Here is a 10895-nt window from a genome sequence, read left to right as displayed (position 1 = left end):
CCCCAGCGCGGTCCCGGCCCCGCCGCCCCCTCCCTCGAACGCTCCCTCTCCTTCCGCGCCTCCGGCCTGCGCCTCCTGCGCACCCTCGCCCCCGACCGGGCCCGGCTCGTCGCCCTGGTCGCCGCCGGCGCCACCGGCGTCGCCCTCTCCGTCCTCGCCCCCCTCCTCCTCGGCCGCGCCACCGACCTCGTCGTCACCGGCGTCACCCGCCCCGCCGGGGTCGACTTCGCCGCCGTCGGCCGGGTCCTCGCCCTCTCCGCCGCCGTCGTCCTCGGCTCGTCCGTCTTCGTCTGGATCCAGCAGCGGATCGCCACCGCCGTCGTCCAGCGGGCCGGACACCGGCTGCGCGAGCTGGCCCAGCACAAACTGGCCCGGCTGCCCCTCTCCCACCTCGACCGGCAGCCGCGCGGCGAGGTCCTCTCCCGCACCACCAACGACATCGACAACATCACCCAGACCCTCCAGCAGGCCTTCAGCCAGATGGTGCGCGCCCTGCTCACCCTGGTCGGCGTCCTCGCGATGATGTTCTGGATCTCCCCGCCGCTCGCCCTCGTCGCCCTCGCCACCGTGCCCGTCTCCCTCGCCGTCGCCGCCCTCGTCGGACGGCGCGCCCAGCCGCAGTTCGTCGAGCAGTGGGCGGTCACCGGCAGGCTCGGCGGCCACGTCGAGGAGATGGTCACCGGCCACACCGAGGTCATCGCCTTCGGACGGCGCGAGGAGGCCGTGCGGCGCTTCGACGAACTGGGCGAGGAGCTGTACCGGGCGAGCTTCCGCGCCCAGTTCGTGTCCGGCTTCATCCAGCCCGCCCTGACCTTCGTCGGGAACCTGAACTACGTGGCCGTCGCGGTGGTCGGCGGACTGCGGGTGGCGAGCGGCACGCTCACCGTCGGCGACGTGCAGGCCTTCGTCCAGTACTCGTACGAGTTCAACGGTCCCGTCACCCAGATCGCCGCCATGGCCAACCTGCTCCAGTCCGGGGTGGCCTCCGCCGAGCGGGTCTTCGAACTCCTCGACGCCGAGGAGGAGAGCCCCGACCCGGCCGACCCCGTGCGCCCCGAACCGCTGCGCGGCCGGGTCTCCTTCGAGAAGGTCTCCTTCCGCCACGAGCCCGGCCGGCCGCTGATCGAGGACCTCTCCCTGACCGTCGAGCCCGGCCGGACCGTCGCCGTCGTCGGCCCCACCGGCGCCGGCAAGACGACCCTGGTCAACCTGCTGATGCGCTTCCACGAGCCCACCGGCGGCCGGATCACCCTCGACGGCGTCGACACGGCCGCGATGACCCGGGAGGAACTGCGCTCCCACACCGGCATGGTCCTCCAGGACACCTGGCTCTTCGGCGGCACCATCGCCGAGAACATCGCCTACGGGGTCCCCGGCGAGGTCTCCCGGGAGCGGATCGTCGCGGCGGCGAGGGCGGCCCGTGCCGACCGGTTCGTCCGCACCCTGCCCGACGGCTACGACACCGTCCTCGACGAGGACGGCGGCGGCCTCAGCACCGGCGAGAAGCAGCTGGTCACCCTCGCCCGCGCCTTCCTCTCCGACCCGGTGATCCTCCTCCTCGACGAGGCCACCAGCTCCGTCGACACCCGCACCGAACTCCTCGTGCAGCAGGCCATGTCCTCGCTGCGCGCGGGCCGCACCAGCTTCGTCGTCGCCCACCGGCTCTCCACGATCCGCGACGCCGACACCATCCTGGTGATGGAGCGCGGCGCGATCGCCGAGCAGGGCACCCACGAGGAGCTGCTCGCCGCCGGAGGGGCCTACGCCCGGCTGCACGCCGCCCAGTTCGCCCGTACGGTGGGGACGTGATCGTCACCGTCCGCACCACCACCGACGCGCGCGCCAAGGCCGACGCCCTGGCGCGCGGCGCCGTCGAGGCCCGGCTCGCCGCCTGCGCGCAGGTCTCGGGGCCCGTCACCTCCGTCTACCACTGGCGGGGCGCGATCGAGACCACCGAGGAGTGGCAGGTGGAGTTCAAGACCACCGAGGCCCGCTACCCGGCCCTGGAGGCCCACCTCCTCGCCGCCCACGACTACGAGACGCCCGAGATCCTCGCCGCCCGGACCGCCCGGGCGAGCGAGGGGTACGCCCGCTGGGTCGAGCGGGAGACCACGCGGGACCCGGCGGTCGAGGGCCCGGTGGTCTCCGACGAGCTGCCGTTCTTCGTGTACGGGACGCTCCGCCCGGGCGCGTACAACCACGACCGGTTCCTCGCCGGCCGGATCGGCACCGAGGCGGACGCCGTGCTGCACGGCGCGGTCCTGTACGACGGGCCCGGCTACCCGTACGTCGTCCCGGCGGCGAAGGGCCGGGTGGTCGGGACCCTGCTCACGCCCGCGCCCGGCGCCTACGGCGAGCTGTTCGGCCTGCTCGACCGACTGGAGCTGCCCGTCGGGTACGAGCGGGTGGCGAAGGACGTCGTACGGTCACGGGACGGGGCGCGGGTCTCCGCCTGGGTGTTCCTGGCGGCCCCGGACGCGCCCCTCGGCCCGGTCATCGAGAGCGGCGACTGGTTCGCGCGCTGACCCGGGCACGTTCCGGACGCGCGGACGTCCGGGCCCGGCCTCAGGCACGCTCCAGGCGCACCGCGCACACCTTGAACTCCGGCATCCGGGAGACCGGGTCGAGCGCCGGGTTGACCAGCGTGTTGGCCCGGCCCTCGCCCGCCCAGTGGAACGGCATGAAGACGGTGTCCGGCCGGATCGACGCGGTGATCCGGGCCGGCGCGACGGCCCGGCCGCGCCGCGAGACCACCGTGATCCGCTCGCCCTCGGCCACCCCGATCCGCTCGGCCAGTCTCGGGTGCAGCTCCACGAAGGGGCCGGGCGCCGCCGCGTTCAGCTCCTCGACCCGCCGGGTCTGCGCCCCCGACTGGTACTGGGACACCACCCGTCCGGTGGTCAGGACGACCGGGTACTCGGCGTCCGTCTCCTCGGCCGCCGCCCGGTGCGTCACCGGCACGAACCGGGCCCGCCCGTCGGCCGTCGCGAACCGGTCCAGGAACAGCCGGGGCGTCCCCGGGTGATCCGGTCCGGGGCAGGGCCAGAACACGCCCCGCTCCTCCTCGACGCGCCGGTAGTCGATGCCCGAGTAGTCCGCCGGACCGCCCGCCGAGGCGCGCCGCAGCTCCTCGAAGACCTCCTCCGGGTCGGTCGGGAAGCCCTTCTCCCGTCCGAGCAGCCCGGCGAGCCCGTGCAGCACCTCCAGGTCGCTCCGCACCCCGGCGGGCGGGGTGAGGGCCCTGCGGCGGAGCAGGACGCGCCCCTCCAGGTTGGTCATGGTGCCGGTCTCCTCCGCCCACTGGGTCACGGGCAGGACGACGTCGGCGAGGGCGGCGGTCTCGGAGAGCACGACGTCCGCGACGACGAGGAAGTCCAGCGACCGCAGCCGCCCCTCGACGTGCGCGGCGCGCGGCGCGGACACCACCGGGTTGGAGCCCATGAGCAGCAGGGCCCTCACGTCCCCGCCGAGCGCGTCGAGGAGTTCGTACGCGCTCCGGCCCGGCCCCGGCAGCGACTCCGGGTCGACCCCCCACACCCCGGCCACGTGCGCGCGTGCGGCCGGGTCGTCGAGCTTGCGGTAGCCGGGCAGCTGGTCGGCCTTCTGGCCGTGCTCGCGGCCGCCCTGGCCGTTGCCCTGGCCGGTGAGGCAGCCGTACCCGCTCAGCGGCCTGCCCGCCCGGCCGGTGGCCAGGCACAGGTTGATCCAGGCGCCGACGGTGTCGGTGCCCTTGGACTGCTGCTCGGGGCCGCGCGCGGTGAGGACCATGCCGGTGGGCGCGTCGCAGAACGTCGCGACGGCCTCGCGCAGCAGCGGCACGGACACGCCGGTGATCCGCTCGACCTGCTCGGGCCAGTGGGACATGGCCCCGGCGCGGGCCGCCTCCCAGCCGCCGGTCCGCTCCCGCACGAACTCCTCGTCCACCCGCCCCTCGGCCACCACGAGGTGGAGCATGCCGAGGGCGAGCGCGAGGTCGGTGCCGGGACGCGGCGCCAGGTGCAGGTCGGCCTGCTCGGCGGTGCGGGTGCGGCGCGGGTCGACGACGATCAGCTTCCCGCCGTTCTCCCGCAGCTCGGTGAGGTAGCGCAGGGCGGGCGGCATGGTCTCGGCGAGGTTGGAGCCGACGAGGATCACGCACCCGGTCCGGGGGACGTCCTCCAGGGGGAAGGGGAGGCCCCGGTCGAGCCCGAAGGCCCGCTGGTGCGCGGCGGCCGCCGACGACATGCAGAAGCGCCCGTTGTAGTCGATCTGCGAGGTGCCGAGGACGACCCGGGCGAACTTGCCGAGGCCGTACGCCTTCTCGTTGGTGAGGCCGCCGCCGCCGAAGACCCCCACGGCGTCGGGACCGTGGTCGGCGCGGGTCCGGCGCAGCCCGTCGGCGACGGCGGCGAGCGCCTCCTCCCAGGACGCGGGCACCAGGGCCCCCGTGTCAGGGCTCCGGACCAGGGGCTCCGTGAGCCGGACCCGGGAGGAGAGCAGGGAGGGGGCGGTGCGGCCCTTGCCGCACAGGGCGCCCCGGTTGACGGGGAAGTCGGTCCGCTCGACCACCTCGGCGGGCGCCTCCGGAGCACCGGTGGGGCGCAGCGACATCCCGCACTGGAGGGCGCAGTAGGGGCAGTGGGTGGGGACGGCGGTGGCGTCGGACATGCCGCCAGGGTGGGACGGGAGTGTTACGCGGGGCGGCGCGGCGTATTACGGGCGCGGTGCCATGCCCTCCGCCGGGCGGGCGGCGGAGGGTGAGGGCGGTCCCGCCTCAGCGGGTCGGCTCCGGGGAGGCCAGCGCCTCCGTGACGCCCTTCTCCTCCGGGCCGAGGAAGTGCGGATCGGGCCGCAGACCGGCGTCGAGGGCGGCCTTGCCCGCCGCGAGGACCTCCCGGGTGGTGCCGTAGTACCAGGTGAGGTCGTGCGGTTCGGCGGCCCCGACCCCGTACGCGTCGACGCCCGCCCGGCCGCACAGCGCGACGGCCCGCTTGACGTGGAAGTCCTGGGTGACGAGGACGGCCCGGTCGACGCCGAAGACCTTCCGGGCCCGGACGCAGGAGTCCCAGGTGTCGAAGCCCGCGTAGTCGCTGACGATCCGCCCGTCCGGCACCCCGCGCTCGGTGAGGTACGCGCGCATGGCGCTGGGCTCGTCGTACGCGGTCCGGCTGTTGTCGCCGGTGACGAGGAGGACCCGCACCTTCCCCGTGCGGTACAGCTCGGCGGCGGTGTCGAGCCGGTGCGCGAGGTACGGGGTGGGGCGCCCCTTCCACAGGCCGGCGCCGAAGACCACGGCGACGTCCCGGGCGGGCACGTCCGCGGTGGTACGGAGCTTCCCGGCGGCGGCCGTGTGCATCCAGGTGGCGGGCAGGAGGGCGAGGACGGCGCCCGCCACCACGGCCTGGACGGCGCGGCGGCGGGCCCGGACGGTGCGGGGGAGCCACCGGGTGAACCGTGCCGGCATGCGGGAACCTCCAGGGACGGGAACGGGTGTGCTGTCACCCCGTCCGACGCGCCCCGGCCGGGTTCGGTTCACCGGACGCCCGGTCCGTTCCGTAGAGCACACCGGCCAGGACCAGGCCGCCCAGCATCCCGAGGAGCTGCGCGGCGGCGAAGGCGGGCACCGAGGAGGGCGCGATCCCGGTGAAGGAGTCGGAGAGGGAACGGCCGACGGTGGCCGCCGGATTGGCGAAGGAACCGGAGGAGGTGAACCAGATCGCCGCGCCGATGTAGCCGGCCACGGCGACCGGCGCGAGGCCGGGACGGCCGATGTGGCGCAGCCCCTGGACGACCAGGACCAGCCCGGCGGTGGCGACGGCCTCGCCGAGCAGCAGGTGGAGCCCCGTGCGGGGCTCGGTGGCCCAGGCGCCGGGCGCCCGGCCGAACATCGCCTCGGCGAGCAGGGCGCCCGCGACGGCCCCCGCGAGCTGGGCGGCGATGTAGGCGAGGGCCTCGCGCCCGCCGCGGCCGGGGCGCCGGGACCACCACTCGGAGAGCGTCACGACGGGGTTGAAGTGGGCTCCGGAGAGCGGGCCGATGAGGGCGATGAGCAGCCCGAGGCCGAGCGCGGAGGCGGAGGCGTTGGCGAGCAGCCGGACGCCGGTGTCCTGGCTGAGGGAGTCGGCGCGGATGCCGGAGCCGACGACGACGGCGACGAGGGCGGCGGTGCCGATGAACTCGGCGGCGGCGCGCCGGGGGAGCGACGCGGGGGACATTCTCATGGTGGAAAAGATATTCCGTGATCCGGAAGGAAAAAAGAGGGGAGGGGAGGCGTGCGGGGTCCGTACGATCCGGACGGTGAAGACCGTGGAAACGATGAAGACCGACGACCTCGTCCTCCGCCGCGCGACCGGCTCCGACGCCGCCGCGGTGGCCGAGGTCTGGCTGCGCTCCTACGCGGCGGCGCTCCCGGACGTGCGCCGGGCGCACACCGACGACCAGGTCAGGGCCTGGTTCCGGGAGGTGGTCGTCCCCCACGAGGAGACCTGGGTGGCGACGGCAGGGGACGCGGCCGTCGCCGTGATGGTCCTCGACGACGGTGACCTGGACCAGCTCTACGTCGACCCGCCGTGGCGCGGCCGGGGCGTCGGCGACCGGCTCGTGGACCTGGCCAAGCGGCGCCGCCCGGCCGGCCTGGAGCTCTGGACGTTCCAGGTCAACGCCCCGGCGCGGCGCTTCTACGAGCGGCACGGCTTCGTCGCCGCCGAGCACACCGACGGCTCGCGCAACGAGGAACGCGAGCCGGACGTCCGGTACGTGTGGCGCCCCGGACCGTCCTGACAGGACGCGCGCGGCGGCCGTGAGGTCGCGGAAAACAGCCGTGACCCCGGCGCAACGGGCAGGCAACGCGGGACCCGCAGGATCGGTCCATGACGGAGCCGGACAGCACGTTCGACACCACCGCCGAGCTGCTCGGCAGCATCACCGAGCACCTCGGAACCAGGCTCGGCGAGGTACACCCGTACGGCCCCCGCCGCACGGAGCGCCCTCTGCCGGGGCCCCGTGCGCCGGGGCCCCGTGCGCCGGAGCCTTGGACACCGGAGTCCTGGACACCGGAGTCCTGGACACCGGAGTCCTGGACACCGGAGTCCTGGACGCCGGGGACCTGGACGCCGGGGACCCTGACACCGGAGTTCCGGACGCCGGAGCCCCGGAAGCTCCCGCCCGGCATCCGCCCGCCGACGTTGCCGGGCACAGGCCCGCTGACGCCGTAGGGCACAGCCCCGCCGACCGCGCCGGGCACAGCCCCGCCGACGACGCCGGGCGCAGCCACCCCGCCCCGCGGCCGCCCCCCCCGGAGGGATCCGGCCGGGTGCGTCCGTACGGCCGCCCGCGGGGGAAGTCCCATGAGGAGGTACACCCGCCATGCACCACCGCACCGCTCCCGCGCACCACCGCACCGCTCCCGCCGCCGCCCGCCGCCCGGCGACCCTCGTGGCCGTCGGCCACGGCAGCCGCGACCCGCGCGCCCGCGCCACCCTGCTCCGGCTCCTCGACCGCGTCCGCGAGCTCCGTCCCGGGCTCGACGTCCGCCTCGCCCACATCGAGCTGAACGCGCCCCTCCTCGACGAGACCCTCGCCGGCCTCGCCGCCGAGGGCCGGGAGGCGGTCCTCGTCCCCCTCCTCTTCGCCCCCGGGCACCACGTCACCCACGACCTGCCCGCCGCCGTCGCCGCCGCACCCGGCCTCCGGGCCCGCGTCGCCGAGCCCCTCGGCGCCCACCCCCTCCTCGCCGAGGCCCTCGCCGGCCGCCTGGCCGAAGCGGGCTGGACCCCCGGGGAGCACGACCGCCGCACCACCGGCGTCGTCCTCGCCGCCGCCGGCTCCCGGGACCCCCGGTCCGGCGCCGAGACCCGCCGCATCGCCGCCCTCCTCGGCGAGCGCCTCGGCGTCCCCGTCGTCCCCGCGTACGCCTCCGCCGCCGCGCCCACCGTCCCCGAGGCCGTCGCCGCCCTCGCCGCCCGGGGCCGCCATCGCGTCGCGGTCGCCTCCTGCTTCACCGCCCCCGGCCTCTTCGCCGCCCGCGCCGCCGCCCACGCCCCCTGGATCGCGGCCGCGCCGCTCGGCGCCCACCCGGCCCTCGCCCGCCTGGTCCTGCACCGCCACGACCGCGCGCTCGCCGTCCGCACCGCCACCCGCGCGCGCGAACTGACCGCCGTCTGAGCGCTTCTGTCGGTCCCTCCGGTTACCTTCGGGGACATGGAAGGCATCAAGGACACCAAGGACACCGCCGACACCCCCGGATACGACGCCGCCGCGACCGAGCGCTGGGACCCCGAGCCCGACAAGCAGCCGGGCCGCACCGCCTTCCAGCGCGACCGCGCCCGGGTGCTGCACTCCGCCGCGCTCCGCCGCCTCGCCGGCAAGACCCAGGTCGTCACCCCCGGCACCCGCGGTCAGATCTGGGACGCCAGCCCCCGCACCCGCCTCACCCACTCCCTGGAGTGCGCCCAGGTCGGCCGCGAGCTCGGCGCCGCCCTCGGCTGCGACCCCGACCTCGTCGAGGCCGCCTGCCTCTCCCACGACATGGGACACCCGCCCTTCGGGCACAACGGCGAGCAGGCCCTCAACGACGTCGCCAAGGACTGCGGCGGCTTCGAGGGCAACGCCCAGTCGCTCCGCCTCCTCACCCGCATCGAGCCCAAGCGCTTCGTCAAGGACGCCGGCGGCGAGCTCGTCAGCGTCGGCCTCAACCTCACCCGGGCCGCCCTCGACGCCGCCACCAAGTACCCCTGGGGACGCGGCGGCCACCCCCAGGACCCCGGCTCGCCCAAGTTCGGCGTGTACGAGGACGACCTGCCCGTCTTCGAGTGGATCCGGCAGGGCGCCCCCGCCCACCGCAAGTGCTTCGAGGCCCAGGTCATGGACTGGTCCGACGACGTGGCCTACTCGGTCCACGACTTCGAGGACGGCCTGCACGCCGGGCACATCGACCCCGACCTCCTCCTCGCCGAGCCCGAGCGCGCCGACATCTGGCAGGTCGCCATCGGCCGCTACGTCCCCGCGGACACCGACCCGCAGGAGCTGGCCGAGGCCCTGGACCGGCTCATCGGCCAGGAGTGGTGGCCGCACGGCTACGACGGCTCGGCCGTCGCCCAGGCCCGCCTCAAGGACGCCACCAGCCAGCTCATCGGCCGCTTCTGCCTCGCCGCCGAGGGCGCCACCCGGCAGGAGTGGGGGTCGGGCCGTCTCACCCGGTACGGCGCCGAACTCGTCGTCCCCCGCGAGACCCGCAACGAGTGCGCCGTCCTCAAGGCCGTCGCCGTCCGGTACGTGATGCAGCGCGCCGAGCAGGAGGCCCTCCGCGCCGACCAGCGGATCGTCGTCGCCGAACTGGCCGAGGCCCTCGTCGCCCGCGCCCCCGACGGACTCGAACCGCAGTTCCGCGCCGCCTTCGACACGGCGCCCGACGACCGGGCCCGCAAGCGCGTGATCGTGGACCAGATCGCCTCCCTCACCGACGCCTCCGCCCGCGCCCTCCACTCCCGCCTGCTCCACCCGCCCGTGCGCTGAGGGAGCGTACGGCCCTCTTCCGCCGTTCCCCTCCGTGCGGGACGCTCGCATGCGGCCCCGGGGCGGTACGGCCGGACGAACGCCCGGGGGCGTAGGTTGGAACCGGTCGCAACGAGGAGGAAACGACGTGGTCGACGCAGATCAGACCTTTGTCATCGTCGGCGGGGGCCTGGCAGGGGCCAAGGCGGCGGAGACCCTGCGCGCCGAGGGGTTCAACGGCCGGGTGATCCTCATCGGCGACGAACGCGACCACCCCTACGAGCGCCCACCCCTCTCCAAGGGCTACCTCACCGGGGACAAGGAGCGCGACGACGCCTTCGTCCACGAGCCCGCCTGGTACGCGGCGAACGACGTCGAGCTGCACCTCGGGCAGGCCGTCACCGCCGTCGACCGCGAGGCCCGCACGGTCCGCCTCGGCGACGGCACCGTCATCCGCTACGACAAGCTGCTCCTGGCCACCGGCTCCGAGCCCCGCCGCCTCGACGTACCCGGCACCGACCTCACCGGCGTCCACCACCTGCGCCGGCTCGCCCACGCCGACCGGCTCCGCCAGGTCCTCGCCGGCCTCGGCCGGGACAACGGGCACCTGGTGATCGCCGGCGGCGGCTGGATCGGCCTGGAGGTCGCCGCCGCCGCCCGCGGCTACGGCGCCGAGGTCACCGTCGTCGAGGCCGACCCCACCCCGCTCCACCGGGTCCTCGGCCCCGAGCTCGGCCAGCTCTTCGCCGACCTCCACAGCGACCACGGCGTCCGCTTCCACTTCGGCGCCCGGCTCACCGAGATCGTCGGCCAGGACGGCCTGGTCCTCGCCGTCCGCACCGACGACGGCGAGGAGCACCCGGCGCACGCCGTCCTCGCCGCGATCGGCGCCGCCCCCCGCACCGCCCTCGCCGAGAACTCCGGGCTCGCCCTCGTCGACCGGGCCGACGGCGGCGGCGTCGCCGTCGACGAGTCCCTGCGCACCTCCGACCCCGACGTCTTCGCCGCCGGGGACGTGGCCGCCGCCCACCACCCGCTGCTCCGCACCCGGCTCCGCGTCGAGCACTGGGCCAACGCGCTCAACGGCGGCCCCGCCGCCGCCCGCGCCATGCTCGGCAGGCACGTCTCGTACGACCGGGTGCCCTACTTCTTCTCCGACCAGTACGACCTGGGCATGGAGTACTCGGGCTGGGCGCCCCCCGGCTCGTACGACCAGGTCGTGGTCCGCGGCGACACCGGCAAGCGCGAGTTCGTCGCCTTCTGGCTCAAGGACGGGCGCGTCCTCGCCGGGATGAACGTGAACGTGTGGGACGTCACAGAGCCGATCCAGAACCTCATCCGCTCCCGCGCCCGGGTGGACCCCGAGGCCCTCGCGGACCCCTCCGTCCCCCTGGACGGGCTGCTCCCGTAGTCACTCCCTCCCC

At 75.5% G+C, this 10895-nt stretch carries 9 protein-coding genes; 6 read left to right on the top strand and 3 right to left on the bottom strand.

Going from position 1 to position 10895, the window contains the following annotated elements; translation table 11 throughout:
* Positions 1-1809 (top strand): ABC transporter ATP-binding protein (locus ADL08_RS26685; RefSeq protein ID WP_053647303.1); only part of this gene is annotated, 1809 nt, incomplete at its 5' end.
* On the top strand, positions 1806-2525 hold the full coding sequence (gene cutA, locus ADL08_RS26680) for a divalent cation tolerance protein CutA (RefSeq protein WP_053647301.1): 720 nt from the start codon (positions 1806-1808) through the stop codon (positions 2523-2525). The genes ADL08_RS26685 and cutA, both read left to right, overlap by 4 nt.
* Positions 2526-2565: 40 nt before the next feature.
* Here the strand turns inward: cutA and ADL08_RS26675 are convergent, their stop codons facing one another.
* The 3 genes from ADL08_RS26675 to ADL08_RS26665 all read right to left on the bottom strand — a co-directional run bounded on the left by ADL08_RS26675 (position 2566) and on the right by ADL08_RS26665 (position 6200).
* Positions 2566-4647 (bottom strand): molybdopterin oxidoreductase family protein, encoded by a 2082-nt coding sequence (locus ADL08_RS26675; RefSeq protein ID WP_053647299.1) that lies wholly within the window; start codon positions 4645-4647, stop codon positions 2566-2568.
* A 106-nt stretch (positions 4648-4753) separates the two neighbouring features.
* A complete protein-coding gene (locus ADL08_RS26670) occupies positions 4754-5443 on the bottom strand; it encodes a SanA/YdcF family protein (RefSeq protein WP_053647297.1) in 690 nt (229 codons plus the stop codon).
* Between the two features lie 34 nt (positions 5444-5477).
* Positions 5478-6200 (bottom strand): aquaporin, encoded by a 723-nt coding sequence (locus ADL08_RS26665; RefSeq protein ID WP_053647295.1) that lies wholly within the window; start codon positions 6198-6200, stop codon positions 5478-5480.
* A 94-nt stretch (positions 6201-6294) separates the two neighbouring features.
* Here ADL08_RS26665 and ADL08_RS26660 point away from each other — a divergent pair, with 94 nt between their 5' ends.
* The 4 genes from ADL08_RS26660 to ADL08_RS26640 all read left to right on the top strand — a co-directional run bounded on the left by ADL08_RS26660 (position 6295) and on the right by ADL08_RS26640 (position 10882).
* Complete coding sequence (locus ADL08_RS26660) at positions 6295-6759, top strand: GNAT family N-acetyltransferase (protein ID WP_053647345.1); 465 nt, start codon at positions 6295-6297, stop codon at positions 6757-6759.
* Positions 6760-7344: 585 nt separating this feature from the next.
* Entirely contained in the window at positions 7345-8142 is a 798-nt protein-coding gene (locus ADL08_RS26650) for a sirohydrochlorin chelatase (RefSeq protein ID WP_053647291.1), read from the top strand.
* A 36-nt stretch (positions 8143-8178) separates the two neighbouring features.
* Positions 8179-9492, top strand: coding sequence for a deoxyguanosinetriphosphate triphosphohydrolase (locus ADL08_RS26645; protein ID WP_053647289.1), 1314 nt, complete (start codon positions 8179-8181; stop codon positions 9490-9492).
* Positions 9493-9619: 127 nt separating this feature from the next.
* On the top strand, positions 9620-10882 hold the full coding sequence (locus ADL08_RS26640; protein ID WP_053647288.1) for an NAD(P)/FAD-dependent oxidoreductase: 1263 nt from the start codon (positions 9620-9622) through the stop codon (positions 10880-10882).
* Positions 10883-10895: the final 13 nt, after the last annotated feature.

It is taken from the genome of Streptomyces sp. NRRL F-6492 (assembly GCF_001280125.1).
Taxonomy (GTDB): Bacteria; Actinomycetota; Actinomycetes; order Streptomycetales; family Streptomycetaceae; genus Streptomyces.
This window is presented reverse-complemented; position numbering and strand designations above follow the sequence as displayed.